Here is a 25,303-nt window from a genome sequence, read left to right on the forward strand (position 1 = left end):
CATGGCATTCAGTACCGGTGGAAACCGCGGCCCAATGGCCGACATCAACGTCACGCCCCTGGTGGACGTGATGTTGGTGCTGCTGATCATCTTCATCGTGACCGCGCCGATCATGACCTACCCGATCGCCGTGGATCTGCCGCAGCGGGTGCTCAACCCGCCACCGCAGACGACCGAACCGCCGCCGCCGATCGAGTTGCGGATCGACGCCAGCAACCAGGTGTTCTGGAACAACAGCCCGACCCCGGTCGCGCAGTTGCAGCAGAAGATGGAAGAAGTGGTGCAGGCCGATCCGACCAATCAGCCGGAACTGCGCATCGATGCCAATGAAGATGCGGAGTACGAAGTGATGGCCAAGGTGCTCGCTGCGGCGAAGAACTCGCAGATGAAGAAAATCGGCTTCATGCAGTAAGACATCGCAACACCGCAACACAACAGTCATGACGCGACTGCAACGCCACCGGAAACGGTGGCGTTTTTTTATGCTCGATCAGGCGACAGTGCGGTGTTGTTGATCATCTTCATCGTCACGGTGCCGATGCTGGGGCAGCCAATCACCATGGATCTGCCACGGCGCAGCGAGCGAGCGCTGTCACGACCGGAACCGCCTGCACCAGTCGCGTTGTGGGTGGCCGCCAGCGGCCAGGTGTCCCGGACTGCAAGCCCGGTCATGCTGCAGGAGTTGCAGCACGGGTTGATCGAACAGATGCGCCGGGCAACCGGCAATCAGCCGGAGCTGCGCATCGTCGCCAGTGCGGATGCCGAGTACGCGGTGATGGCCAAGGCGCTGGATGGGGCCAAGAAGACCCAGGTGGATCGCATCAGTTCCGTGCAGCAGTGGGTGATTCACCAGCCTGGTAAATCAGCCGCAAGTCATCGATAACGATTGCATCGGGGGACCGAAACCCTGCCCCGATGCAATACCTGGTAACTGAGCAACGCATCTACATAATCGACTTGATTATCTCAAGCGCTGATCGATGCGCCGCGCAGTATGTCCAGATAGGCGTGCACGGTCGCATCCAGGCCTTGATACAAGGCTTCGCTGATCAATGCATGGCCGATCGAGACTTCGAGTACGCCCGGGACAGCGCTCAGAAAGTCGCCGAGATTGGCCTGCGACAAATCGTGTCCGGCATTGATGCCCAGACCTGCGGCGGCTGCGCGTTGCGCTGCGTCGGAAAACAGCGGGAATGCAGCATCCGGCTGGCCGCTCAGATGCGCCTGCGCATACGGGCCGGTATACAACTCGATGCGGTCTGCACCGAGTACTGCCGCCTGCGCGATAGCGGGATTGCCGGCATCGACAAACAGACTGACGCGAGCACCGATCGCCTTGAACGCGGCGATCAACACGGCGAGCTGGGTGGTGTCCTGGGCAAAATCGAATCCGTGGTCGGAGGTCAGTTGTCCATCGCCATCCGGGACCAGGGTGACCTGCTCGGGACGGGTGGCACGACATAATTCCAGCAGGCCAGGATACCCGTCGCGTGGCGGCGCAAACGGATTGCCCTCGATATTGAATTCGACGCCGTGCTCGCGTGTCAGCGCGCTCAGCGCCAGCACATCGTCGGCGCGGATATGCCGCTGGTCCGGGCGCGGGTGCACGGTGATGCCGTGCGCGCCGGCGGCAATGCAGGTGCGTGCGGCCTGCACCACATCCGGGTCGTGCCCGCCGCGCGAATTGCGCAGCACCGCGATCTTGTTGACGTTGACGCTGAGCTGGGTGGTCACTGCGTGGGTCTCAGGGCTGCGGCTCGCCATCACGGGTGGCGTTGAGTGCGGCGGCCTTGCGGGCTTCGGCGATCTCGCGCAGGCGGCGCAGTTCGGCCGGGTCGATCAAGCTGCTGGTGTCGCGCTGGGCATCGCCCATGCGCGAGGCGAACCAGCCGCGCGTCCACAGCAGCAGCAACAGCAGTGCTACCAGCAGCGAGGCCACCAGCAACCACACATGCGGCGTGCTGAAGGCCAGCACCAGCGCACCCAACGCCATAAGCAGAAACAGCCAGTGCATGACGCGCTCCCCGATCAGTGGCGGCAGTGTAGCGCCGCGCCCGGCAAGGTTCCACGTGGGCGCGGCGATGCGGTTCACAGCAGCGGCGACAGCAGCCGCGCGCAGGCTTCGGGCAGCCGCGAGCGCCACAGCGGTCGATGGCGGACGAAGCGCACTTCCTGTGCCTGCTGCAGGTCGGTGTCGATCAGACCGGCCAGTTCGGCGGCCACCGCCTGGTCGCGGAACAGCATCGACAGCTCGAAGTTCAGGCGAAAGCTGCGGCTGTCGAAATTGGCGCTGCCGACGATGCAGACGTCGTCGTCGGCCAGCAGCGCCTTGGTGTGCAGCATGCGCGGGCCGTATTCGTAGATGCGCACGCCGGCCTCGAGCAGCTCGTCGAAATACGAACGCGCCGCGTAGGTGACCAGGCGCGAGTCGCTGACGCGCGGTACCAGCAGGCGCACGTCCAGACCCCCCAGGGCGGCCGAAGTCAGCGCCATGCGCGCGGCCTCGCCGGGCACAAAGTACGGCGTGACCAGCCAGACCCGATGCCGGGCCTCGTGAATCGCAGCGACCATCAGCCGGTGGATGGACTCCCACGACGAATCCGGCCCGGAGATCAGCACCTGGGCGTCGACATCGCCTTGCGCGCGGCTTGGCACGTCCTCGGGCCAGAGCTGCTGGCCGTGGAAGGCGGCGCGGCCCTGCCCGGTGGCGTAGAGCCAGTCTTCCAGGAACACCAGCTGCAGGCTGCGCACCACGTGGCCCTGCAGGCGCACGTGCAGGTCGCGATAGGCATCGCTGCGCACCTGCTCGTTCTCTTCGTCGGTGACGTTGATGCCGCCGGTGAAGCCGATCCGGCCGTCGACCACGACCACCTTGCGGTGGGTGCGCAGGTTCAGCCACGGCCGCTTGAACGGCTTGAACAGCTGGGACGGATGGAACCAGGCGGTCTCCACGCCGGCCGCGCGCAGCGCCCGCAAGCTGCGCCGGGTCATCGCCGACGAGCCCACCGCATCCAGCAGCAGGCGCACCTTGACGCCGGCGCGCGCGCGCTCCATCAGCGCGTCGCAGATCGCGGTGCCGCTGTGGTCGGGCTGGAAGATGTAGTACTGCAGGTGGATGTGGTCGCGCGCACCGCCGATGGCCTCGATGATGGCCGCGTAAGTGGCCGCGCCATCCACCAGCCAGTGCACCTCGGTGGCGCTGCTGGGGGCCAGGCCGGTGGTGGACTGGGCAATCTTGGCCAGCTCGGTGCAGTCGGCGTCCGGCGGGCAGACGCTGCTGTAGCTCTCCATGCCCGAGCGCGAGCGGCCGCGTCGCAGTCGCTGGCGTTTGACCTTTTGCGGGCCGAGCCAGTAGTAGATCAGCAGGCCCAGATACGGCAGCGCGGCCAGCGACAGCAGCCAGCTGAGCGTGGCCACCGGCTCGCGCTTCTGCAGCACGATCCAGCTGGCGATCCACAGCAGATACAACACGTAGGCGGCAAGAAGAAGCGCTTCGAGGTGGGGAATGGTGGCCAGCCGATCCCACGCGCCCTGTACGGATGCGAGCATGCGCGGATTCTACGGGGCGCGCGTGCCACTGCGGTGACCATGCGGCCAACGCGATCGCCGCGCCGGGTCTGAAAGCTTCATCGTGGCGTGCGCGTGATCGCAGTGCCTGAGACCTGCCGGCCGTACGATGACGCGATGGCAACTGCGATCAAGGGCCGCGGTGCGACCGGCCATCTGCCCGGACGCTTCGAAACCACCACCCACCAGCCGGTGGACGATGGCTGGTACGCCGACGACAGCGAGGAGTTCGCCGCGTCGGCATTGCGCACCCAGGTCAGCGAGGAAACCGCGCGCAGCATCATCAGCCGCAATCAATCGCCGGACATCGGCTTCTCGCAATCGGTCAACCCGTATCGTGGCTGCGAGCATGGTTGCAGTTACTGCTTTGCGCGGCCCTCGCATGCGTATCTGAACCTGTCGCCCGGGCTGGATTTCGAGACCAAGCTATTCGCCAAGACCAATGCGCCGGAGCTGCTGCGGCGCGAACTGTCGCGCCCGGGCTATGTGCCCAGCCCGATCGCGCTGGGTATCAATACCGATGCGTCCCAGCCGATCGAGCGCAAACGCGCGCTGACGCGGCGCTTGATCGAGGTGCTGTGGGAGACCCGACACCCGTTCACGCTGATCACCAAGAATGCGTTGGTGACGCGCGATCTGGATCTGCTCGCGCCGCTGGCACGCGAGGGCCTGGTCAACGTGCATTTTTCGGTGACCACGCTGGACCCGCATCTGTCGGCCCGGCTGGAACCGCGCGCGTCTGCGCCGCACGCCCGCCTGCGCGCGATGCGGGCACTGCACGAGGCCGGCGTGCCGGTCGGGGTGATGGCCGCGCCGGTGATCCCGTGGATCAATGATCACGAGCTGGAGGCGATCCTGCAGGCCGCATCCGATGCCGGCGCGCACAGTGCCGGCTATGTGCTGCTGCGGCTGCCGCACGAAGTGGCGCCGCTGTTCCGCGACTGGCTGCAGACCCATCACCCGCAACGCGCCGCGCACGTGATGAGCACGATCCAGCAACTGCGCGGCGGCAAGGACTACGACAGCACCTTCGGCACACGCCTGCGCGGACAGGGCGTGTACGCGGAGCTGCTGGCACGCCGCTTCGCGCTGGCCCACCGCCGCTACGGTTTCGACGCCCGCACCATGCCGGCGCTGGACACCGGCAGGTTCCGGCGCCCTGCCCCACCGGCCAAGCCGGTCCCGCAATCGCCGCAAGGCAGTCTGTTCTAGTGGCAGAGATTGGGGATTGGGGATTCGTAACAGCCGGCGTACTGCAGTGACCTGCCCTTACCTATCCCAAATCCCGAATCACGAATCCCCGCCGTACAAGGCACTTGCCGGCTGGAACAGGATCCAGCTGGTGGCAATGAACTTGTCGCCGCCGACCGGGCGGTTGCCGCGGTGGGTGTGGGTGAAGGCGGTGGGGGCGATCAGCAGGCTGCCGGTGCGCGGGCGGGCCTTGCGTTGCTGGAACAGGAATTCGGTTTCGCCCTGTTCGAACTCTTCGTTGAGGTACAGCGTCCATAGCAGGTGCCGGTGCAGCGTGTCGGCGCTGGCGTCGCGTGGATACAGTTCGCAATGCCAGTACGGATAGCCGCCCCGGTCGGCGGTGTACCACTGCAGGTTGATCGCGCCCGGGCGCAGGCAGGTACGGGCCAGGTCGCCCAGCGCCTGGTCGCTCATCTGCGCGATGTCCTCGGCCACCAGCCGGTGCGGGCTGCCGTCGGCGGTGGTGACCTGCAGCATCAGCGGTGAGATCAGGGCTTGTGGATACTGCCGCAGGTAGGTCAGCACACCTTCGAACACGGCCTGTTGCAGGCGGTTTTCCACCGCCGCCCATTCGGCCACCCCGCTGATGCGCAGGTCGCGGCTGTGTTTGAGTTCGGGAAACACGCCGCCCCCGATGCGGCCGGGATGCAACTGCTGGCTGTCGCGCATGCGCTGCACGATGGCGGCGCAATCCTCGCGCGAGACGGCGTCGTCGGTGATCTGGATGAAGTCGGGTTGGCTCATGCGCACGACGATAGCAATCGCGCTGCCCCCTGCACAGCGCGCCGGGCGGCGTACGCGGCCTCGGTTGGCGCGTTGCCATGAGGCATCGCCGCTGCATGTCTCGGCGCTGCGTCGCCCGGAAAAGACCGCGCCGCAGCACGCCGATGCGCGCCATGCCGGCCAGTGTGCCGCTGCGATGGCGCTGGGTGAACTTGCGCAGCGGCAACCAGCCGCCGGCCTGCAGCGCATGTGGCGGCGCGCGCACGGCCGCAACGAAAAACCCCGCCGAAGCGGGGTTTTTCGTCACACCAAAGGCGCTACGACGATCAGAACTTGTAGTTGATCGAAGCGGCCAGCACGTCGCCCTTGACGTTGTAGCTGCCGGCCAGGCGGTCGCCGGTGGCGCTGACGGTGTCGCTGGTCGGGTCACTGGTGAACAGGTGGGTGTAACCGAAGTTGTACTCGGCCTGCTGCGACGGACGCCAGCTCAGACCCAGCGAAACCCACTTGCGGCTCGCATCCGGCACGCGCACGTCGCGGTGCTCGGCGGTGGTCGGGGTCTGGTCGTAGGCCAGGCCGCCACGCAGGGTCAGCGTCTCGCTCATGCGGTAGTCGGCACCGATCGAGGCGAAGGTGGTGTCGCGGTAGGAGAAGTCCAGCACGGTGTTGGGCTGGTTGGAGGCGAAATCCAGCGTGACCTGGTCGAACTTGCTCCAGGCAGTGCGGGTCACGTCCGCCATGATCGACCACTGCTCGTTCACGTTGTGGGTGAAGCTGGCCGTGGCGCTGGCCGGCAACTTGACGGTGGCGCGGCCGCTGGTGTCGATGAAGGTGCCTGGCGCTGCGCGCGCGAACACCGCCGAGGCATTGGGCGGGATGGTGAAATCGACGTCCGCGCCGGTGATCTTGTGCTCCACTTCCGAGCGGTAGCTGAAACCGATGTGGGTGTTCTCGTCGACGCTGAACAGGCCACCGAGGGTGAAGCCCACTTCGGTGCTGTGGCCCTTCATCCTCAGCGCGCCATCGGCATTGCCCGGTGCGAAGCCGGGGACGCGCGAGCGCGCCAGGATCGAGCCGGCGTCCACTGCGTTGCCGAGCTCGATGTCCAGGCGCTCGGCGAACACCGATGCGCCGAAGGACACGTACGGATTCACGTCGTAGGAGAACGCGACATTGAAGTCGATCGCCTGCAGCTCGGTCTTGGTGCCGTGGTAGCGGCCGACCCAGTTGCTGTCGTATTCGGTCTTGAAGCCGAACGGCACGGTCAGCGAGGTGCCCAGGTGCATGTTGTCGTTCTCGCCGAACGGCACGTGGAAATACATCGCCGGGACCGGCGCGATCATGCCGGCGTCGCCGCCATTGCCGCCGGAGACCGGGGCGCCATTGGCATAGGTTGCCGTCTCGGGCTGGAACTTGGCCGAGAAGCTGATGGCGCTGACGTCGGCCTGGAACAGGCGGCCGTCCAGCTGGCGCATGCCGGCCGGGTTGTTGACGATGATCGAGGCATCGTCCGGGGCGCTGCCAGAACCGGCGAAGGCGCGGCCGAGGCCCTTGGCGCTGTTTTCCTTCAGCTGGAAGGCGGCGCCGTGGGCCTGGCCAACGGCCAGAACGCCGGCGATGCCGACGGCCAACAGGGTGGCGCGGCTGAGAGTGGAAGCGGTAGACATAAGGTGGTGCTCTCCGGATAAGGACTGCAGTGGTCGGTACAGCGCCCGCGCCCAGCGCCAAGTGGCTGCTGGAGCGCGCCGGAGACCCCCCCCCGACATACGACGCCGTACGCAGTATACCCACGACGATTAACCCAACAATAACGAAGCGCGTTTTGATTGGCTGGACAGGTTAGGGATGGGTTCAGGAGCGTGAACCCGCTAGAGTGCCACTCCGATGTTCGTCTCTCTCCCCTCCCGCAAGAAATCCACCCCGCGCTGGGCAGTGCCGTTGCTGTTCGCAACCGTCTGGCTGGCCTATCTGTGGTCGATCAGCCGGCCCGGCGAAGCGCGCAACACGCTGTGGCTGGACTGGGGTGCGCTGTCCAGCGGCGTGTCCAACCTGGGCGACTGGTGGGCGACGCTGCGCGACGGCAGCGTGCTGCGGCTGTTCACCGCATTGTTCCTGCATGCCGACTGGTCGCACCTGCTCGGCAACCTGGTGTTCCTGCTGATCTTCGGGCTGCCGGCCGAGCGCATCCTCGGGCCGTGGCGCCTGCTGCTGCTGTTCCTGGTCGGTGGTGCGGCCTCCAACCTGGCGGCGATCTTCGCGATCGGCACGCCGGACCGGGTGATCATCGGTGCCTCGGGTGCGGTGTCGGCGTTGATCGGCACCTATCTGGCGCTGTTTCCCGGCGCCAAGCTGGGCGTGGTGCTGCCGCTGGGCGTGTTCCTGGAATTCATCCGCGTGCCGGCGCCGCTGCTGATCGGCGCCTGGGCGCTGCTGCAGGTGGTGTTTGCCTACATCGGGCCGGCCTTCGGCATGGTGGCGTGGTCGGCGCATATCGCCGGATTCGTGTTCGGCATCGTCTACGGGCTGTACGTGCGCGCGGCGATCGCACGGCGGCTGCGCAAGCGCCACGGCTTCTAGCGGCGCGCCGATCGGCACACGGCGGGTGCTCCTGGGCGCCGTGATGCGCCGGCCTTGCGCTGCGTCGCGCGGTGGCGCGCGGTGGCGCGCCTATAATCGCCGCATGTCCAAGCCCCTGTACAAAGTCACCTTCCTCAACCACGGCAAGGTCTACGAGCTCTACGCCCGCCAGGTCACCGGCAGCCATCTGTGGGGCTTCAACCAGATCGGCGAGCTGGTGTTCGACGTGCACGACGGGCTGGTGGTCGATCCCACCGAAGAGCGCCTGCGCGAAGAGTTCGGCAACACCAAGACCCTGCACCTGCCGATGCAGAGCATCGTGCGCATCGAGGAAGTCGAGAAGAAGGGCCAGTCGGTGATCCGCGACGCCGCCACCGGCGACAAGGTGGTCACGCCGTTCCCGTTGCCGACCAAGCCGCGTTGATGCGCATCCTGGTGCCCGACGATTACCAGGGCGCCGTGCGTCACCTGCCCTGCCTGCAGCGCCTGCACGGCCACGAGGTGCAGGTGCTGGGGGCGCTGGCCACCGATCCCAACGAATGGGCCGAGCGGCTGGTCGAAGCCGATGCGCTGGTGCTGATCCGCGAGCGCACCCGCGTGGACGCCACGCTGTTGCGGCGGCTGCCGCGCCTGAAGTTGATCAGCCAGACCGGCCGCATCGGCGCGCACCTGGACGTGGCCGCGTGCACCGGGTTCGGGGTGGCGGTGGCCGAGGGCGTCGGCTCGCCGGTGGCGCCGGCCGAACTGACCTGGGCGCTGATCCTGTCGGCCAGCCGGCGCCTGAGCGAGTACCAGCGCGCGCTGCACCAGGGCCGCTGGCAGGCGCTGGGCGACCCCGGCCTGGGGCGCGCGCTGCACGGGCGCACCCTGGGCATCTGGAGTTACGGGCGGATCGGCCAGCGCGTGGCCGGCTTCGGGCGTGCGTTCGGCATGCAGGTGCTGGTCTGGGGCGGCGAAGCCTCATGCGCACAGGCCGCGCGCGATGGCTTGGCCATCGCCGCCAGCCGCGAGGAGCTGTTCGAACGCAGTGATGTGCTGTCGCTGCATCGGCGCCTGACCGCGCAGACGCGTCACCAGGTGACCGCGCAGGATCTGGCGCGGATGCGCCCGGATGCGTTGCTGGTCAACACCAGCCGCGCCGAGCTGATCGCGCCCGGCGCCCTGCTGGCCGCGCTGGATGCGGGCCGGCCGGCACAGGCAGCGGTGGATGTGTTCGAGCGCGAACCGGTGCTGGATGCGCGCGATCCGTTGCTGCAGCATCCGCGCGTGCTGGCGACGCCGCATCTGGGCTATGTGGAAAGCGACAGCTACGCGCTGTACTTCGAGGCGGCGTTCGACAACGTGCTGGCATTTGCCGCAGGCACGCCGCGCAACCTGGTCAATCCCGAGGCGTTGGCGATTGTGCGGTGAGGCGGTAACGCTTGGTTGACGTGGTGATCGCGTGCGCGGGAAGGGCTGTCGCGACCAAGGTCGCTCCTACCGACGTTTTTGCGTTCAAGGGTGTCTGCGCTGTGGCAGGGTCCAAGGTCGACGTCAAACCCGGCCAGCGTTGTGGCGAGTGGGTTAATCGACAAATGCATGCAGTGGCGTTGCAGTGCCGGCGCCTATCGATCGCGCCGGGCGCGCAGCGGGTGATGTACCCGCTGCGCCCTGGCCGGATTACTTGACCGGTTCGGCCGGTTTGGGCCGGTCCGCAGGCGCAGCCGGTGGGGTCGGTTCGGCCGGCGTGGCCGGCGTGGCCTTTTCAGCCGGTTCGCGCGGCTTGTCGGCAGGCTTGGGCTTGTCGGCCGCTGCCGGGCGCGCGGCAGGCGGCTTGGGGTCGGCCGCCGGCTTGGCGGCCCTGGCCTTCTGCGCTGCCTGCGCCCTGGCCTTGAGCGCGGCTTGCGCCTTGGCCGCCGAGCCGGGCTGCTTGAGCTCGGCCAGCGCGGCGGCGATCGGGCCATCGCCCGGCAGCACGTCCCCGGCTGTGTAGCCCTCCTCGCCTTCCGCATCGCCCCGCAGATGGCCCGGCAGCGTGGCTTCGCTGAAGTCGGCCAGGCTGGCCGGCACGTCGGCATCGCCGGGTTGCGGTTCGGGGGTGAGCAGCACCTCCGGCACGATGCCGCTGGCCTGGATCGACTTGCCGCTGGGCGTGTAGTAGCGCGCGGTGGTGAGCTTGACCGAGTCGCCGTTGTCCAGCGGCAGCACGGTCTGCACCGAGCCCTTGCCGAAGGTGCGGCTGCCGATGATGCGCGCACGCTGGTTGTCGCGCAGCGCGCCGGCCAGCACTTCCGAGGCGCTGGCCGAGCCGGCGTCCACCAGCACCACCACCGGTGCGCCGCCGAGCAGGTCGCCCGGGGTGGCGTCGAACTTGGCATCGCTGATGGAGATGCGCCCGCGCGTGCTGACGATGTTGCCCTTGTCGAGCAGGTCGTCGGCCACCTGCACCGCCGCGGTCAGCAGCCCGCCCGGGTTGCTGCGCAGGTCCAGCACCAGGCCGCGCAACTTGCCGCCGGCCTGCAGCTGCTTGAGGTTCTTCTGGAAATCGGCACCGGTGTCGGCCTGGAAGGTGCTGATGCGGATATAGCCATAGCCCGGCTCCAGCAGCTTGCTGCGCACGCTGGCCACGCGGATGGTCTCGCGCTGCAGGGTCACGTCGAACGGCTTGGGTGCCTTGTCGCGCACGATGGTCAGCACCACCTTGCTGCCGGATTCGCCGCGCAGCGGTTCCATCGCCTTGCTGGCGTCGATCGGCTTGCCGTCGATGGCCACGATGACGTCGCCGGCGCGGATGCCGGCGCGCGCGGCCGGGGTGTCGTCGATCGGCGCGATCACCTTGAGCGTGTTGTCCTGCTGCTGCAGCAATTCCACGCCGATGCCGTCATAGGCGCCGGTGGCCTGCTCGTCGAAGGCCTCGGCATCTTCCTTGTCGAAATAGGTGCTGTGCGGGTCCAGGTCCGAGAGCAGGCCGCGCACCGCCGCGTGCATCAGCTTCTTGTCTTCGACCGGGTCGACGTAGGCCTGCTTGACCGCGTTGTACACCGCCACGAAGCGGCGGATCTCGTCCAGCGGCACCTTGGACACGGCGGCTTCGTTGGCTTCCGGATCGTCCGCAGTGGCCTGGGCGGCGGCGGGACTGGCTTTCTGCGCCCAACCGGGTGAGGCGAACAGCGCCAGCGACAGGGCAACGGACAGGACGGCTACGCGCATGAAGCACTCCGACAAAGAGATAAGACGCCCCGCAACGGAGCGGTCTGGATTATGCGCGAAGCGGCGGTAAATCCGCGTTGACTTGGCGGGGCCAGGTAGGGGGACGGTCATGCATCGGCGCGGGTCCGGCGTGCCGGGGACTCAGCGGCGCTGCAGCCAGCTCGATGGATCCACCGGCTGCCCGTTGCGCCGCAGTTCGAAGTACAGCGCCGGCACGCCCTGCCCGCCCGAGCTGCCGACCTTGGCCACCGCCTCGCCGCGCTTGATCGCCGCGCCGGCGTCGCGCAACAGCGTGTCGTTGTGCGCGTACAGGCTCATGTAGCCGTTGCCGTGGTCCACGATCAGGATCATGCCGTAGCCGGTCATCCAGTCGGAGAACACCACCGTGCCATCGGCCACCGCGGTGACGGTGCTGCCCTTGGGCGCGCCGATCAGCACGCCCTTGCTGGTATGGCCGTCCGGCAAGGGGGCGTTGAAGCGCGCCAGCAGGTTGCCCGACACCGGCCAGCTCAGGCCGCCGACCTTGGGTGCCGGCGCGCTGGCGATGACCTTGGGCGGGGTCTTGCCGGGACGCTCGGGGCGATCGGCGCTGCCGCGCTTCGGCTGCGCGGCGGCTTCGGCGGCGGCGCGCCTGGCGGCGGCGCGGCGTTCGGCCTCGGCCTTGGCGGCGGCCGCGCGCAGGTTGGCGAGCAGCTGCTCCAGCGACCTGGCGTCCTGGCCGAGGGCTTTCTCGCGTTCGGCGCGCTGTTTGTAGCGGTCGTCCAGCTGCGCGACGGTCGCCGCCTGTTGCGAGCGATCCTTCTGCAGCGACGCGGCCTGCGCCTTTTGCTGCGCACGCGCCGCATCCAGCGCCTGGCGCCGGCTGGCGATGTCCTGCTCCACCCTGGCCAGGGCATCCAGCTGCGTGGTCAACGCCTGGATGCGCTGTGCGCGTGCGTTCTGCACATAGCGGTGATCGGCCAGCATGCGCGTGGCATCGCCGACGGTGTCCTGCGACAACAGCACCTTCAACGGCGCGTTGCGGCCGACCTGGTCGGCGGCGCGCAACAACGCGGCCAGTTGCACGCGCTGGCTCTGCAGGCCGCGCTGCAACTGCGCACGGTCCGCCTGCAGCTTGCCCAGATGCTGCTCCTGCTCGCGCATCGCCGATTCGGTCTCGCTCAGCGCACGCGAGGTCCTGGCCACCTTCTCATCGGCCTGGCGCAGCTGCTGGGCGGCGTTGCCGCGCTTGCCTTCCAGCGCGCGGCGATCGGCAGTGATGGTCTTGAGCTCGTCGCGCAGCTGCTGCAGTTTGCGCTCGGCCTCGCGCTGGCTTTGCGCACCGGCCCCGGTGCTGCCCAGCAGCGTGCAGGCCAGCAGCGTCGCCACCAGCCAGGCGCGGGAGCGGCCGGTGGCGGGGGCAGACGACAGGCGCGATCGCGGGGCGGGCGACAGGGGCAACGAAAGGTCCAATGACTTCAGGCAGGTGCGCGATTGTAGCCAAGCATGGTGTGATCGCCGCCACGCCCAAGCCAGCCGCCGCCGCGCGAGGTTCAGCATGAAGCCCCAGCATCTGCTCCTGATGTTGTCCCTGGTCTGCACGAGCGCCTGGGCCGACGAGGACATCAGCAAGGTCAATGGCCGCATCAGCGCCGAGGCCGGCAAGGTCTATGGCGCCCTGGATACCGTCAACGGTTCCATCGAGATCGGCGCCGGCGCGCAGACCCGCAGCGTGGAAACGGTCAACGGCAGCATCCAGATCGGCGACAACGCCCGTACCGGCGAGGTCTCCACGGTCAATGGCGCGATCACGCTGGGCCGGAAGGTGGTGGTGTCCGGCGGACTGGAGACGGTCAACGGCAGCGTAATGGTGGAACGCGGCAGCCGGATCAGCGGCGGCGTGGAAACGGTCAACGGCAGTATCGGCCTGGTGGAAACCGAGCTCGGCAAGGGCATCGAGACCGTCAACGGCGACATCACCGTCGGGGTGCGCTCGCATGTGCGTGGCGGGATCGAGGTCACCAAGCCGAACTTCAGTTTCTCGTTCAAGCCTGCGCGCAAGCCGCGAGTGGTGATCGGCCCGGATGCGGTGGTGGATGGCCCGCTGGCGTTCGAGCGCGAGGTCAGCCTGTACGTGCACCGCACCGCGAAGATCGGCGCAGTCACCGGCGCCACTGCGCGCAGCTTCGACAGCGACGTGGCCCCCAGGGACTGACGCCCCCACCACGGGGCCAGCGCCTAGAATCGGGGGACCTTCGCCGCACGAGGAGTCCCGATGCCCCGCAAGATCCTGTTGTGCCTGGCCGCGACGCTGGCCCTGGCCGGCTGCAAGCGTGAACCCGCCGATGCGCCGCGCGCATCCGCCGCGCAGACGCCAGCCGACAGCGTGCCCAGCGCGCCGGTCAGTCGCCACGCCTTCTCGCCGGAGCTGACCGGCGGCGACTTTGCCGAGCTGGTCAAGACGCTGGCCTCGGACGACTTCGAAGGGCGCGGCCCCGGGACCCCCGGCGAAGAGAAGACCGTCACCTACATCCGCGACCAGATGCAGCGCATCGGGCTGCAGCCGGGCAACGGCGACAGCTGGTTCCAGGATGTGCCGATGGTGGAAACCACCGCCGATGCGGCCACCGCGCCGACCCTGCGCAGCGGCGAGCAGACCCGCACCCTGGCCTTCGGCACCGACATCGTGGTCGGCACGCGTACCGGCCAGGCCGAGGTCAAGCTGGACAACAGCGAGCTGGTGTTCGTCGGCTACGGTGTGGATGCGCCCGAACAGCAGTGGAACGATTACGCCGGCCAGGACTGGAAAGGCAAGACGGTGGTGATGTTCGTCAACGACCCGGGCTTCCAGACCGGCGATGCCACGCTGTTCGACGGCAAGCGCATGACCTATTACGGGCGCTGGACCTACAAGTTCGAAGAAGCCGCCCGCAAGGGCGCGGCCGCCGCACTGATCGTGCACGACACCCCAGGGGCCAGCTATGGCTGGGATGTGGTCAAGAACTCCTGGGCCGGCCCGCAATACGACCTGCCGGCCAAGGACGATCCCGATCCGCGCCTGCCGGTGCAGGGCTGGATCAGCGCCGAAACCGCCAGGCAGCTCTTCGCCAATGCCGGGCTGGATCTGGCGCAGGCCTACAAGGACGCCAGCAAGCGTGGCTTCAAGCCGGTGCCGTTGAAGGCCAGCTGGTCGGTGGACCTGAAGAGCAGCATCGCCGAAAAGACCTCGCGCAACGTGGTCGGCGTGCTGCCGGGCACCAGCCACGCCGACGAGGCGGTGCTGTACATGGCGCACTGGGACCACCTGGGCAGGCATCCGGGCGAAAGTGGCGACAACATCTACAACGGCGCGGTGGACAACGCCACCGGCGTGGCCGGCATTCTCGAGATTGCCGACGCGTTCGCGCATCAGGACCCCAAGCCGGCGCGCTCGGTGGTGTTCGTGGCGGTGACGCTGGAGGAATCGGGCCTGCTCGGTTCCAAGTACTACGTGGCCAACCCGAGTTTTCCGCTGGACAAGATCGCGGCGGTGATCAACCTGGATGCGATGTCGGTGGCCGGGCGCGCACGCGATGTCACCGTGGTGGGCATGGGCAGTTCGGAGCTGGAAGACATCCTCAAGCCGATCGCCGCGATGCAGGGCCGCACCCTGCATGCCGAGGCCACGCCGCAAAGCGGCTCGTATTTCCGCTCGGATCACTTCAACTTCGCCAAGGCCGGCGTGCCGGCGCTGTATGCCGATGGCGGCGAAGACCTGCGCGAGGGCGGCACCGCGGCCGGGCGCGCGGCCGCCGAGGACTACGGGCGCAATCGCTATCACGCCCCCGGCGATGAATACGATGCAGCCACCTGGAAGCTCGATGGCACCATCGAAGACCTGCAGGCGGTGTATGGCGTGGGCAAGGAGGTGGCCGCCGGGCAGCGCTGGCCCAACTGGTATGCCGGCAACCCGTTCAAGGCGGCGCGCGACCGCATGATGGCGGGCAAGCCCGCCGCCGGCGCCGAGGCGCCCGCTGCCGGACAGGACGCCGCCGCAGAGGGCAGGAAGGCGGCGCCGGCGCGTTGACCGCGCCCACGACCGCGCCCGGCGCCATGCAGCCGATGCACGGCATCGTGATGCGGTCTGCAGGCTGGGCGGCAGCGGCACGCCCAGGTCGCGTCATCAACGCAAAGGGCCTCCGACGGGAGGCCCTTTGCGTTCGTTGGTCCGGGCCGTGACGGTTGTGGACCCGTCACGCTGCGTGTCGATGCGATGCGGTCGATGCCGTGCGTCGATGTGCTGCGCCTGCCTTCAAGCGTGCGGCCGACGGCGTGCCGCCATCGGGGCGGCGGCACCGTGGGTGCCGCACCGACCCAGGCACGTCCTGGTCAATCGTTGTCCACGCTCACCACGTGTCCGTCTTCCGGATCGACGTGCAGATCCACCTTCTGCCCGCCACGTTGCTCGGCGTCGGCCTGCCACAGGCCATCTTCGAACTTGAGGTCGTGCACGTTGGAGTAGCCGCTGGTCGCCAGCGCGGCGCGGATATCGGCCTCGCTGAGCTTGGAGGTGGTCTGGTCGCCATAGACACGGCCGGTGACCGGGTCGATGCGCACATCCACGTCCTTGCCGTCGCCGCTGCGTGCGTCGGCGGTCCATACGCCATGTTCAAACTTGACGTCGTGCACCTTGGTATAGCCCTTGCCGGTCAACATGCTGGTGACCTCGCTGGAGGTCAGTGCCTTGGCCGGCTTGTTGGCGGCGGCCTGCGCAAACGCGCCCTGCCCTGCCAACACCAGTGCGCCGAACAGCGCGGTCTTCATCAGTCGATGTGCCATGTGATGCTCCTACGGTGAAGTGCGCCCATGCTGGACGCTGCTTTATCGCAGCCAGGTGAAAACCGTCAGAAACCGCTGCGGAAAAATTCAGTGAGCTCAAGCATTGGTGATGACCCACTCGCGCGACGACCGGTCCGCCCGGTGGTCCGGCCTGCAGCCGCTGCGGAAACCAAAAAAAGCGAGCCGCCTTGCGGCGGCTCGATTGACGCACAATCCATCTGCCTCACCTTACGGAATGACTCGCGTGGCGCGAACGGCCTGGGGCGAGAGGATGGACATCTGCGGCCTGTCGGTGCCGTCCTTGTAGGGGTGCACGCTGTACTCGTAGCTGACGTTCCACCACGAGCCGGCAGCCCACCACGTCCAGCCCGACCAGACATCTGCATTGGCATCGATGTAGCGGAGCATGCCGCGCAGCGCTTCATTGCAGACCGCGTTGTTGCCGGTGCCGAATTCACCCAGGAATCCGCGCTTGTGGTTGGTGCGCAACCACTGGGTGAAGCCACGCAGACGCTCGGCACCGATGGTGGCACTGACGCAGACATTGGAGGTGCCGCTGGAATCGGCATCCAGGTACTGATGCACCTCGAACGCATAGCGATTGAGCGGATCGTAGATCGAGACCAATGCGGTTGCATTGGAATAGCCATCGTTGGTGGGCGAATACCAACTGTGCGCACCGGTCCATAATGCGCCCGGTACCAGGATCAGATTATTTGCACCGGTGGCACGAATCGCATCGATACCTGCTTGCGCAGTCCCTGCCCAGCCGCTGGCCGATACGCCGTTGGGCTCATTCATCAGCCCGAAGATCACCGCGTTGTCGCTTGGAAACACCAGCGCAAGGCGGCGCCACAGGTCGGCAAAGGTGGCGTTCGACACCTGGTCGCCGCCGATCTTGTAGCCGTAGTATTTGCCGTAATTGTGGATGTCCAGCACCAGGTACATGCCGGACGCCTTGGCACGTGCCACGGCTTGCCGCACCAGGGCCAGCTGGGTCGGATCCAGTTCGCCACGTGCACTGGGCTGCAGGCGTTCCCACAGCACCGGCAAGCGGATCGTATTCATGCCAACGCCGGCGAAATAGGTGTAGTCGCTGGCCGGGGCATACATATAGTCCTTATTAAGGACACCGGGTTTTTTGGACGATGCGAATTCGGCGCCGGATAAATTGACGCCTGCATACTTCAGTGCACGTGTTTGTGCATAAACGGGTGCAAATGTGCCGAACAGAATGCAGAGCAGGGCGCAGCGGAAAACGGTGCGCAGCGTTTGAGAGACAGCAGACATGAAACGAACTCCTTAGACGACGGGGATGGTGTGTCGCAGCGGGTTGCGTGCGATCTGCGCGAAGGGCGCCACACCTGCCGTAATCAATGCATCTGCCGTGCCTAAATGCCCATCACATCGAATGTGAATTAAATGTGCAGGGTCGGTCGCAGTCACTTACCGCAGGGGTCACGTTCTGGAACAGCACGCTGTAACGCGCCGCCCTGAAAAAACGGTCGCGCACGCTTGTCCACACCGCCATTGCATGCATGGCGCTGTCGAGAAATCGGCGAATGGATGCGCTCGCCGTCAACGCTGCGACGTCGGATCACTGACGCGGCACCGCTGTTGCGCGCGCGCATGGCGAGCGCTAGAGCGCGCTACATGCTGGCGTTTTGTTGCGTAAGGAGGGTACTCACCGCGGCTGGGCACGGTTGCTGGCTGGCAGCATGCACCGCGCGTGCATGCCACTGCCGGCTGCCTGCTGTGCGGCGTGCGATGGGCAACCCTCGCACGCCGCTTGTCGGACGCTTGCTTCGACTACTGGGTGATGCGTTTTGCGCGCGCGCTCAGGATCGACATCTGTGGCTTGTCGCGGCCCTGCGCATCGGGCTGGACATTGAAGGGGTAACTGCGGTTCCACCACGCGCCGGCGGCCCACCAGGTCCAGCCTACCCACACGTCGCGGTTGGTCTCCAGATACCCCAGCATGCCGTTGAGTGCGCTGTTGCAGGTGGCGTTGTTGCCGGTGCCGAACTCGCCGAGAAAGCCCTGCTTGTGATTGATGCGCAGCCATTGGGTGAAACTGCGCAGGCGCTCGGTACCGGCGGTGCTGCTGACACACCCGGCGCTGGTACCGCTGGAGTCCTTATCCAGGTACTGATGCACTTCGATGGCGTAGCGATTGAGCGGATCGCGAATGGATGCCATCGCCACTGCGTTGGACTGGCCGGCAACGGTGGAGTACCAGCTGTGCGCTCCACTCCATAGCGCGCCGGGCACCAGGATCAGGTTGTTGGCGCCGGTCTTGCGGATGGTGTCGATCGAGGCCTGCGCCGCATTGGCCCAGGATTGCGGATTGATGCCGTAAGGCTCGTTCATCAGCCCGAAGATCACGCTGTTGTCGTTCTTGAAGGCGATCGCCAGGCGTCGCCACAGATCGCTGAAGGTGCTGATCGGCACGCGCGCGCTGCCGATCTTGTTGCCGTAATACCTGGCGTAGTTGTGGATATCCAGGATCAGGTAGATCTTGGCGGCCTTGGCGTTGACCACGGCCTGGCGGATCAGCGCCAGCTGCGCCGCGTCCAGCTCGCCGCCGGGCTTGGGTTGCAGGCGTTCCCACAGGATCGGCAGCCGAACGATGTTCATGTGCTTGCCGGCGAAGTAGCGATAATCGCCGGCGGCCGGATACAGGTAGTCGACGTTGAGCACCCCGGGCTTCTGCGAGGATTTGATTTCGGCACCGGACAGGTTGACGCCCGCGTACTTCAGACGGTTCTGTGCCTGTGCGAACGGCATGCCTGCAAGCAGCACGATGACAAGCAGCAGCAAAGACCACGCACGGCTGGACAGCCGGCGTATCGGGGTGGGGGAGGGCAACATGGGTGACTCCTGAAGCATTCGCGGGGGAAATGCAGCGCCCTGGCGTGGACCTGCCACGTGCATGACGGCACTGCATCGCGTTTCACCCTAAGCGCATCCGGACATTCAAACTACGAATGCGAGGTATCACTTAATTCGAGCTGTGAGCGACTACGCAGTTATTGTCGAACATGCACACGCTTTGTTGTGGTAAAGCGACACCGCGCGGTCACTCGCATTGCATGCCGATTGCAATCTGCGCCGAATCGCCGCGGAAATCCGCCGCAGTGGTCGCTGGCTCCGGAAGCCTGGCGCCGCTGCCAGTCGTTGGCGGATGTCATCGGCGAGGCCTGGCAGGGCAGGGCGGGGTACGCGCAAAAAAAACGGTGGCCGCAGCACCGGCTGCGACCACCGTGATCGACCTGCCCGCGTGGGTTACCTGGTCGCGCGGCGGGCGTACTTGCTCAGGATCGACATCTGCGGCTTGTCGCTGCCGTCCTTGCCCGGCTGCACGGTGAAGAAGTACTCCGGCTTCCACCATGCGCCAGCGGCCCACCAGGTCCAGCCCAGCCACACGTCGCTGTTCTTTTCCATGTAGGTCAGCATGCCTTCCAGCGCCTGGTCGCAGACCGCATTGTTGGCCGTGCCAAATTCGCCCAGAAAGCCCTTCTGCTTGTTCTCGCGCAGCCAGGCGGTGAAGCCGCGCAGTTTTTCTTCGCCGACCGTGGCGCTGGTGCACACCGGCTTGGTGCCGCTGTAGTCGTTGTCCAGGTACTGATGCGCTTCGAAGGCCAGGTTGTTGCCCGGGTCCTTGAGGATTTCCAGCGCCTTGGCATTGGAACCGCCATAGTTGGCGCTGCGCCAGCTGTGCGCGCCGCTGTAGGCGGTGCCCGGCACCAGGATCAGGTTCCTGGCGCCGGTCTTGCGGATCGCGTTGATCGCGCCTTGCGCCGCGGTTGCCCAGTCGGTGGCGGAAATGCCGTTGGGCTCGTTCATCAGCCCGAAGATCACCGACGTGTCGTCCTTGAATTCCAGCGCCAACCGCCGCCACAGGTCTGCGACCGCGGCGGCGGGCACCTCGCTGCTGCCGATGCGCTTGCCGTTGTACTTGGCGTAGTTGTGCACATCCAGGATCAGGGACTGCTTGTTGGCCTTGGCCGCCGCCACCGATTTCTTCAGCAGCGCCAGTTGCGCCGGGTCCAGGTCGCCGCTGAGCTGCGGTTGCAGGCGCTCCCACAGGAACGGCAGGCGAATCGTATTCATGCCCTTGCCGGCGAAATAGCTGAAATCCGACGCGGTCGGGTAGATGTAGTCCTTGTACAGGGTGCCGGGTTTCTTGCGTGAGTTGAACTCGGCGCCGGATAGATTGACGCCGACATACTTCAGGCCGCTGGATTGCTTGTCAGCATGGCCAGGCTCCTTGGCGTACGCCAGCGGCATTGCGGCCAGCAGGGTCAGTGCGAGTGCGGCACTGCGCAAGGATGGACGGTTGGGGGGAGAGCGGAACATGGAAGCCTCCTTCGGCATCGACGTGGGCGGCCGCAGGGGGAGGGCACGGCCAGCAGGGATGGTGCAGGTCAGGATGGTGCTTGATCAGCCTAGGAGCTCAGGCGTTAGTGCGCCATTCACGCCGGCAAACGCGGATTTGATCGTGCGCAAACACCTGCAGGGCGCACCATGCCGCTGTGGTCGCGTGCGCAACCCGACCGGCAAGACGCACTGTCGCAGGAGTGCGACGGGCGCCTGTCTTAAGCTACAGCCCGCTTACTTTTGTCGCCCGCACTGTCGCGGGAGACGTCACATCCCGGAGTCTTTCCCCATGAGCCAAGCCCACGCGTACGCCGCCCAAACCGCCGATCAGCCGCTTGCACCATTCGTGTTCGAACGACGCGCGCCAGGTCCCAACGATGTGCAGATCGATATCGCCTACTGCGGTGTGTGCCACTCGGACCTGCATACCGCACGCAACGAATGGCATAACACGCGCTACCCGTCGGTGCCCGGCCACGAGATCGTCGGCCGCGTCACCGCGGTTGGCGATGCGGTCACCGGCTTCAAGGTCGGCGATCTGGCCGGGGTCGGTTGCATGGTCGACAGCTGCCGCAGCTGCGCGTCCTGTCAGGAAGGCGAAGAACAGTATTGCGAGCAGGGCTTCACCGGCACCTATAACGGTCCGATGTTCGGCGGTGGCGAGAACACCTATGGCGGCTACTCGGATCACATCGTGGTCGACCAGAAGTACGTGCTGCGCATCTCGCACAGCGACAACCTGGCCGCGGTCGCGCCGCTGCTGTGCGCCGGCATCACCACCTATTCGCCGCTGGCGCACTGGAAGGTCGGTCCCGGCCAGAAGGTGGGCGTGGTCGGTCTGGGCGGGCTGGGCCACATGGCGGTGAAGATCGCCAAGGCGATGGGTGCCACGGTGGTGCTGTTCACCACCTCCGAGAGCAAGCGTGCCGACGCCATGCGCCTGGGTGCCAGCGAAGTGGTGATCTCCAGGGACGAGGCGCAGATGGCCGCGCAGACCAACACGCTGGACTTCATCCTCAACACCGTGGCCGCGCCGCACAACCTGGACCCGTTCCTCAATGCGCTCAAGCGCGACGGCGCGATGGTGCTGGTCGGTGTGCCCGAGCAGTCGCATCCTTCGCCGAGCGTGTTCAACCTGGTCATGAAGCGCCGCACCCTGGCCGGTTCGTTGATCGGCGGTATCCGCCAGACCCAGGAAATGCTGGATTTCTGCGCCAAGCACAACATCGTCTCGGACATCGAGACCATTCGCGCCGACCAGATCAACGAGGCCTATGAGCGCATGCTCAAGAGCGATGTGAAGTATCGCTTCGTGATCGACATGGCCACGCTGGACAAGGCGGCCTGATCGCCCGGCGCGCCTGGCAGCGATGCAGCCCTGCCACAGGGCTGCACGTCAGGTGGTCGCGCGATGGATTACAGCGTGGACGCGGCAGTGGCCGCGCCCACGCTGCTGCCGGATGAGACCCGGCGACCGCCTCTAGGATCGATCGCCGGAGCGCGACGTGATCAACCCGGTCAGGCGCCCTGCGCAACGGCCACCCTGCCGTCCTGCGCCGGATAAGGCGACACCAGCGGCGTCGCGGGGCGTGTGGTGCGCGCCAGCAGGGGTGCGCAAAACAGCAGGTTCAGTGCAGGCAGGCGGCCCGGCGTGCGTAGCAGGCACAGCACCGTCGGCGCCAGCACGCCGGTGCCCAACAAGGCGAAGAACAGCAGCGACCCATCGTGGATCCAGCGCGGCAGCAGGTAGGCCAGCACGATGAAGGGCGGGAAGTGGCTCAGGTAGAACACCACCGAGTTGCGGCCCACATAGCGGATCGCCTGCGCGGCCGGTTGCCGGTTCGCCCACATCGCCGCGGCGATCAGCAGCGGCAGCGCGATCAGCACCAGCGGCAGGTAGCCGATCCAGATGCCCTGCAGCGCGGTGAGGTTGGCGATCAGCACGATGGCGCACAGGCTCAGGCACGACAGCGGCCAGATCCAGCGCGGTGCCTGCCCTAGCAGTGCCGGCACCCGGCCGGCCAGCAGCGTGCCGATGTAGAAGAACGCAAAGTAATAGAACGGATCGGCACCCTGGCGCAGCAGCGGCCCCAGGCAGACCGAGCCGAGCACGGTCGTGGCCAGCACCCACGGCGCCGGCAGCCGGCGCAGCAACGGCATCAGCACCAGGAACACGAACAGGTAGAACAGGAACCAGGTCAGCGCCACGTTGCCGACCGCGATCCTGCCCAGATCCAGCCAGGCGATGGGTTCGGCCTTGGCCAGCACCGAGCCTGCCTCGCGCAGGGCGAAGATCAGCACCGACCAGAGCAGGTAGGGGTACAGCACATGCCGCAGCTTGCCGCCGAGGTAGGGCGCGATGCCCTTGTCCAGCCCACGTGCCACGAACAGGCCCGAGAGCAGGAACATCAGCTGCATGCGCAGCGGCGCCAGCGAGCGGTTGAGGTGCTCGATCGACAGCATCAGGGCACTGGCTTGCTCAGTCGTGCCGCCACGCAGTTCCGGGTAGGCATCGAAGGCGAAGCCATAGGCGTGCAGCACGATCACCATCAATACGCTGGCGCCGCGGAGCCAGTCCACCCAGTCGTCGCGTCCTTGTTGGCTGGTAGCGAGTTGCTGCGTCATGAGGTTGCTTCCTTGGTGAGGCCCACGGCTTCGCCGCCGCATGGCGCGGCGACACGTGAACGAGGTCTGGGGTCCACGGTGGCGGCGTTGTCCGCACCTGGGATGGAACCGACTGCCGTCACTGCCCAGGACATCCAGCTCGGCGCAGAACGTCCTGCGCGTCGGTGGTGATTGGTCAGGAGCGGATGCTGTGGCGACAGCGGTTATGTGACTTAAATCACACTTCCACAGAGGGTGCAATCGTCGAGGCTGCAGATCGCTGCAGGCCTGCGTGCATGCCGATTACCAGCGCCTGGCTGCCTGTAGCGCCTTGCACGGCGGATGGGCGCTTGGGCCTGCCGCCGCCATTTACCGGCCGGGCGCGTGTCCGGCGCGGCGCCGAGGGGGAATAACCTGGCCTGGTCGTCGCGCGCTGCGGGCCGGATGGGACACGACCTTGCCGAGGCGGTGGGGGGCAGTGCGCGTGGAGGCGCCCGGCCGGCGGGGCAGTCAGGGTCTTGCCCCGGTCTTGAGCCGGGCGGGGCATGCGCGCGCGTACGCGCGGGTTCCGTGCCGTGGATGCGGCATCCGGCAGCGCCATGCGGCCCTGCCGCCCATGCAGCGTGCGGCTTGCCCGCACGCAGTGCGACAACCGGCGACAGGCGCGTCGCCTGTGCGCCGGTCAGCCCTCAGGCGGCAGCCGGTTCCTTGACCTGCGCCTTGACGCCCAGCAGCTGCACGATGCTGCCGGCCGCATCGCGCCCTTCGGCCACCGCGGTGACCACCAGGTCGGCACCACGCACGCAGTCGCCACCGGCAAACAGGCGCGGGTTGCTGGTCTGGTAGGGCAGGCGGCCGCTGTCGTCGGCCGGCGCCACGATGCGGCCGTTGCTGCCGGCTTCCACGCCCTGCGAGGCCAACCAGTCGGGCAGGGTCGGCGAGAAGCCGAAGGCGATGATCACCACGTCCGCTTCCAGCAGCGATTCGCTGCCTTCCACCGGTACCGCGTTGCGCCGCCCGCTGGCATCGGGTTCGCCGAGCCGGGTCTCCACCACGGTCACGCCGATCGCCTCGTCGTCGGCTCCGGATTCGATCGACAGCGGCTGACGGTTGAACAAAAAGCGCACGCCTTCCTCGCGCGCGTTGGCCACCTCGCGTGCCGAGCCCGGCATGCTGGCCTCGTCGCGGCGGTACGCGCAGGTGACCTTGGCCGCGCCCAGGCGGATCGCGCTGCGCACGCAGTCCATGCCTGTGTCGCCGCCGCCCAGCACCACCACGCGCTTGCCGTTGAGATCGGGCAGCGCCATCTGGTCTTCCCAGCCGGCGATCGGCCGGCCGTGCGGGTCGTTGCCGCTGACGATGCGGCTGTTCTGCACCAGGAACGGCAGCGCCGGCAGCACGTTCTTCAGGTCCTGCCCGGGCAGCCCGCCATCGGTGTAGCGGTAGGCGCCGGTGCCCAGGAACACCGCGTCGAATTCGCCCAGCAACTGCTCGATGCTGACGTCGCGGCCCACCTCCACGCCCAGGCGGAACTGCACGCCCATGCCTTCGAGGATCTCGCGGCGCTTGCCGATCACCGACTTGTCCAGCTTGAAACTGGGAATGCCGAACTGCAGCAGCCCGCCGATCTGCTCGTAGCGGTCGTAGACCACCGCCTCGATGCCGGCACGCACCAGGCGGTCCGCGCAGGACAGGCCGGCCGGGCCGGCGCCGATCACCGCCACCCGCCAGCCGCTCGGCTGCACGTTGCCCAGGTCCGGGCGCCAGCCCATCTTGAAGGCGGTGTCGACGATGTACTTTTCCACCGCGCCGATGGTGACCGCGCCGAATTCCTCCAGCGTGCAGCTGCCCTCGCACAGGCGGTCCTGCGGACACACCCGCCCGCACACTTCCGGCAGCGGGTTGGTGGAGTGGCACAGCGTGGCGGCTTCCTCGATGCGGTTTTCCTGCACCAGCTGCAGCCATTGCGGGATGGCGTTGTGCACCGGGCACTTCCAGCTGCAGTACGGATTGCCGCAATCCAGGCAGCGGCCGGACTGGTACTGCGCGTCGGCCTTGTCGAACTTGCCGTACAGCTCGCCCCAGTCACCGGAGGTACGCAGCTCCACCGGAATGCGCGTGGGCATGGTCCGGGGCAGGTCGAGGAATTGGAAGGCTTGCTTGCGGCTCATAGAGAAATCCGTGGCTGATTCCCTTCTCCCGCCTGCGGGAGAAG

The 25,303-nt window shown here is 67.0% G+C and carries 22 protein-coding genes; 9 read left to right on the forward strand and 13 right to left on the reverse strand.

Annotation, left to right across the window (positions count from 1 at the left end; translation table 11 throughout):
• Position 1: 1 nt before the first annotated feature.
• Both C0541_RS03955 and C0541_RS03960 read left to right on the forward strand, forming a co-directional pair.
• Positions 2-412 (forward strand): ExbD/TolR family protein, encoded by a 411-nt coding sequence (locus C0541_RS03955; RefSeq protein ID WP_011035269.1) that lies wholly within the window; start codon positions 2-4, stop codon positions 410-412.
• Between the two features lie 93 nt (positions 413-505).
• A complete protein-coding gene (locus tag C0541_RS03960; RefSeq protein WP_238601254.1) occupies positions 506-883 on the forward strand; it encodes an ExbD/TolR family protein in 378 nt (125 codons plus the stop codon).
• Between the two features lie 83 nt (positions 884-966).
• Here the strand turns inward: C0541_RS03960 and C0541_RS03965 are convergent, their stop codons facing one another.
• The 3 genes from C0541_RS03965 to cls all read right to left on the reverse strand — a co-directional run bounded on the left by C0541_RS03965 (position 967) and on the right by cls (position 3,549).
• Complete coding sequence (locus C0541_RS03965; protein ID WP_115047241.1) at positions 967-1,734, reverse strand: pyridoxine 5'-phosphate synthase; 768 nt, start codon at positions 1,732-1,734, stop codon at positions 967-969.
• A gap of 10 nt (positions 1,735-1,744) precedes the next feature.
• Positions 1,745-2,014 carry a hypothetical protein gene (locus C0541_RS03970; protein WP_115047243.1) on the reverse strand — a complete coding sequence of 90 codons (270 nt, stop codon included), beginning with the start codon at positions 2,012-2,014 and terminating at the stop codon, positions 1,745-1,747.
• 74 nt (positions 2,015-2,088) lie between these two features.
• A complete protein-coding gene (cls, locus tag C0541_RS03975; protein ID WP_115045957.1) occupies positions 2,089-3,549 on the reverse strand; it encodes a cardiolipin synthase in 1,461 nt (486 codons plus the stop codon).
• 135 nt (positions 3,550-3,684) lie between these two features.
• Here cls and C0541_RS03980 point away from each other — a divergent pair, with 135 nt between their 5' ends.
• The gene (locus tag C0541_RS03980) at positions 3,685-4,779 is read left to right on the forward strand and encodes a PA0069 family radical SAM protein (protein WP_115047245.1); all 1,095 of its coding nucleotides are present in this window, start codon (positions 3,685-3,687) and stop codon (positions 4,777-4,779) included.
• A gap of 78 nt (positions 4,780-4,857) precedes the next feature.
• Here the strand turns inward: C0541_RS03980 and C0541_RS03985 are convergent, their stop codons facing one another.
• On the reverse strand, positions 4,858-5,562 hold the full coding sequence (locus C0541_RS03985; protein ID WP_115045960.1) for a 2OG-Fe(II) oxygenase: 705 nt from the start codon (positions 5,560-5,562) through the stop codon (positions 4,858-4,860).
• A gap of 305 nt (positions 5,563-5,867) precedes the next feature.
• Positions 5,868-7,208 carry an outer membrane protein transport protein gene (locus C0541_RS03990; protein WP_115045963.1) on the reverse strand — a complete coding sequence of 447 codons (1,341 nt, stop codon included), beginning with the start codon at positions 7,206-7,208 and terminating at the stop codon, positions 5,868-5,870.
• Between the two features lie 217 nt (positions 7,209-7,425).
• Between C0541_RS03990 and C0541_RS03995 the strand changes: the two genes are divergently transcribed.
• The 3 genes from C0541_RS03995 to C0541_RS04005 all read left to right on the forward strand — a co-directional run bounded on the left by C0541_RS03995 (position 7,426) and on the right by C0541_RS04005 (position 9,528).
• The gene (locus tag C0541_RS03995) at positions 7,426-8,118 is read left to right on the forward strand and encodes a rhomboid family intramembrane serine protease (RefSeq protein WP_115045965.1); all 693 of its coding nucleotides are present in this window, start codon (positions 7,426-7,428) and stop codon (positions 8,116-8,118) included.
• A 103-nt stretch (positions 8,119-8,221) separates the two neighbouring features.
• Positions 8,222-8,542 carry a DUF1820 family protein gene (locus tag C0541_RS04000; RefSeq protein ID WP_115045967.1) on the forward strand — a complete coding sequence of 107 codons (321 nt, stop codon included), beginning with the start codon at positions 8,222-8,224 and terminating at the stop codon, positions 8,540-8,542.
• Positions 8,542-9,528, forward strand: a complete 987-nt coding sequence (locus C0541_RS04005; protein WP_115045970.1) for a D-2-hydroxyacid dehydrogenase family protein — start codon at positions 8,542-8,544, stop codon at positions 9,526-9,528. The genes C0541_RS04000 and C0541_RS04005 overlap by 1 nt, the downstream gene beginning before the upstream one ends.
• Positions 9,529-9,777: 249 nt before the next feature.
• Here C0541_RS04005 and C0541_RS04010 read toward each other — a convergent pair whose 3' ends face one another.
• A complete protein-coding gene (locus C0541_RS04010; RefSeq protein WP_115045972.1) occupies positions 9,778-11,307 on the reverse strand; it encodes a S41 family peptidase in 1,530 nt (509 codons plus the stop codon).
• Between the two features lie 141 nt (positions 11,308-11,448).
• Positions 11,449-12,747, reverse strand: coding sequence for a murein hydrolase activator EnvC family protein (locus C0541_RS04015; RefSeq protein WP_193725857.1), 1,299 nt, complete (start codon positions 12,745-12,747; stop codon positions 11,449-11,451).
• 97 nt (positions 12,748-12,844) lie between these two features.
• Here C0541_RS04015 and C0541_RS04020 point away from each other — a divergent pair, with 97 nt between their 5' ends.
• Complete coding sequence (locus C0541_RS04020; protein WP_115045975.1) at positions 12,845-13,501, forward strand: hypothetical protein; 657 nt, start codon at positions 12,845-12,847, stop codon at positions 13,499-13,501.
• A gap of 60 nt (positions 13,502-13,561) precedes the next feature.
• Positions 13,562-15,352: a M28 family metallopeptidase gene (locus C0541_RS04025; protein ID WP_115045978.1), complete on the forward strand. Its 1,791-nt coding sequence runs from the start codon at positions 13,562-13,564 to the stop codon at positions 15,350-15,352.
• Between the two features lie 302 nt (positions 15,353-15,654).
• Here the strand turns inward: C0541_RS04025 and C0541_RS04030 are convergent, their stop codons facing one another.
• The 4 genes from C0541_RS04030 to C0541_RS04045 form a co-directional block, all read right to left on the reverse strand.
• Positions 15,655-16,104, reverse strand: a complete 450-nt coding sequence (locus C0541_RS04030; protein ID WP_161959869.1) for a PepSY domain-containing protein — start codon at positions 16,102-16,104, stop codon at positions 15,655-15,657.
• A 228-nt stretch (positions 16,105-16,332) separates the two neighbouring features.
• Positions 16,333-17,394, reverse strand: coding sequence for a glycoside hydrolase family 5 protein (locus C0541_RS04035; RefSeq protein WP_115045983.1), 1,062 nt, complete (start codon positions 17,392-17,394; stop codon positions 16,333-16,335).
• A 519-nt stretch (positions 17,395-17,913) separates the two neighbouring features.
• Positions 17,914-18,903 (reverse strand): glycoside hydrolase family 5 protein, encoded by a 990-nt coding sequence (locus C0541_RS04040; RefSeq protein WP_161959947.1) that lies wholly within the window; start codon positions 18,901-18,903, stop codon positions 17,914-17,916.
• A 486-nt stretch (positions 18,904-19,389) separates the two neighbouring features.
• Entirely contained in the window at positions 19,390-20,463 is a 1,074-nt protein-coding gene (locus C0541_RS04045; RefSeq protein ID WP_115045988.1) for a glycoside hydrolase family 5 protein, read from the reverse strand.
• 310 nt (positions 20,464-20,773) lie between these two features.
• Here C0541_RS04045 and C0541_RS04050 point away from each other — a divergent pair, with 310 nt between their 5' ends.
• Positions 20,774-21,832: an NAD(P)-dependent alcohol dehydrogenase gene (locus C0541_RS04050; protein WP_115045990.1), complete on the forward strand. Its 1,059-nt coding sequence runs from the start codon at positions 20,774-20,776 to the stop codon at positions 21,830-21,832.
• Between the two features lie 170 nt (positions 21,833-22,002).
• Here the strand turns inward: C0541_RS04050 and C0541_RS04055 are convergent, their stop codons facing one another.
• Both C0541_RS04055 and C0541_RS04060 read right to left on the reverse strand, forming a co-directional pair.
• Positions 22,003-23,109 (reverse strand): acyltransferase family protein, encoded by a 1,107-nt coding sequence (locus tag C0541_RS04055; protein WP_115045993.1) that lies wholly within the window; start codon positions 23,107-23,109, stop codon positions 22,003-22,005.
• 668 nt (positions 23,110-23,777) lie between these two features.
• Positions 23,778-25,259, reverse strand: coding sequence for an FAD-dependent oxidoreductase (locus C0541_RS04060; RefSeq protein ID WP_115045995.1), 1,482 nt, complete (start codon positions 25,257-25,259; stop codon positions 23,778-23,780).
• Between the last annotated feature and the right edge of the window lie 44 nt (positions 25,260-25,303).

The sequence above is a fragment of the Xanthomonas arboricola genome (assembly GCF_003353015.1).
Taxonomy (GTDB): Bacteria; Pseudomonadota; Gammaproteobacteria; order Xanthomonadales; family Xanthomonadaceae; genus Xanthomonas; species Xanthomonas arboricola_E.

Coding starts and splice junctions, on each gene's coding strand:
- C0541_RS03955 (WP_011035269.1), top strand. CDS start 2: ATGGCATTCAGTACCGGTGGAAACCGCGGCCCAATGGCCGACATCAAC.
- C0541_RS03970 (WP_115047243.1), bottom strand. CDS start 2,014: ATGCACTGGCTGTTTCTGCTTATGGCGTTGGGTGCGCTGGTGCTGGCC.
- cls (WP_115045957.1), bottom strand. CDS start 3,549: ATGCTCGCATCCGTACAGGGCGCGTGGGATCGGCTGGCCACCATTCCC.
- C0541_RS03980 (WP_115047245.1), top strand. CDS start 3,685: ATGGCAACTGCGATCAAGGGCCGCGGTGCGACCGGCCATCTGCCCGGA.
- C0541_RS03985 (WP_115045960.1), bottom strand. CDS start 5,562: ATGAGCCAACCCGACTTCATCCAGATCACCGACGACGCCGTCTCGCGC.
- C0541_RS03990 (WP_115045963.1), bottom strand. CDS start 7,208: ATGTCTACCGCTTCCACTCTCAGCCGCGCCACCCTGTTGGCCGTCGGC.
- C0541_RS03995 (WP_115045965.1), top strand. CDS start 7,426: ATGTTCGTCTCTCTCCCCTCCCGCAAGAAATCCACCCCGCGCTGGGCA.
- C0541_RS04000 (WP_115045967.1), top strand. CDS start 8,222: ATGTCCAAGCCCCTGTACAAAGTCACCTTCCTCAACCACGGCAAGGTC.
- C0541_RS04005 (WP_115045970.1), top strand. CDS start 8,542: ATGCGCATCCTGGTGCCCGACGATTACCAGGGCGCCGTGCGTCACCTG.
- C0541_RS04010 (WP_115045972.1), bottom strand. CDS start 11,307: ATGCGCGTAGCCGTCCTGTCCGTTGCCCTGTCGCTGGCGCTGTTCGCC.
- C0541_RS04020 (WP_115045975.1), top strand. CDS start 12,845: ATGAAGCCCCAGCATCTGCTCCTGATGTTGTCCCTGGTCTGCACGAGC.
- C0541_RS04025 (WP_115045978.1), top strand. CDS start 13,562: ATGCCCCGCAAGATCCTGTTGTGCCTGGCCGCGACGCTGGCCCTGGCC.
- C0541_RS04030 (WP_161959869.1), bottom strand. CDS start 16,104: ATGGCACATCGACTGATGAAGACCGCGCTGTTCGGCGCACTGGTGTTG.
- C0541_RS04035 (WP_115045983.1), bottom strand. CDS start 17,394: ATGTCTGCTGTCTCTCAAACGCTGCGCACCGTTTTCCGCTGCGCCCTG.
- C0541_RS04045 (WP_115045988.1), bottom strand. CDS start 20,463: ATGTTCCGCTCTCCCCCCAACCGTCCATCCTTGCGCAGTGCCGCACTC.
- C0541_RS04050 (WP_115045990.1), top strand. CDS start 20,774: ATGAGCCAAGCCCACGCGTACGCCGCCCAAACCGCCGATCAGCCGCTT.
- C0541_RS04055 (WP_115045993.1), bottom strand. CDS start 23,109: ATGACGCAGCAACTCGCTACCAGCCAACAAGGACGCGACGACTGGGTG.
- C0541_RS04060 (WP_115045995.1), bottom strand. CDS start 25,259: ATGAGCCGCAAGCAAGCCTTCCAATTCCTCGACCTGCCCCGGACCATG.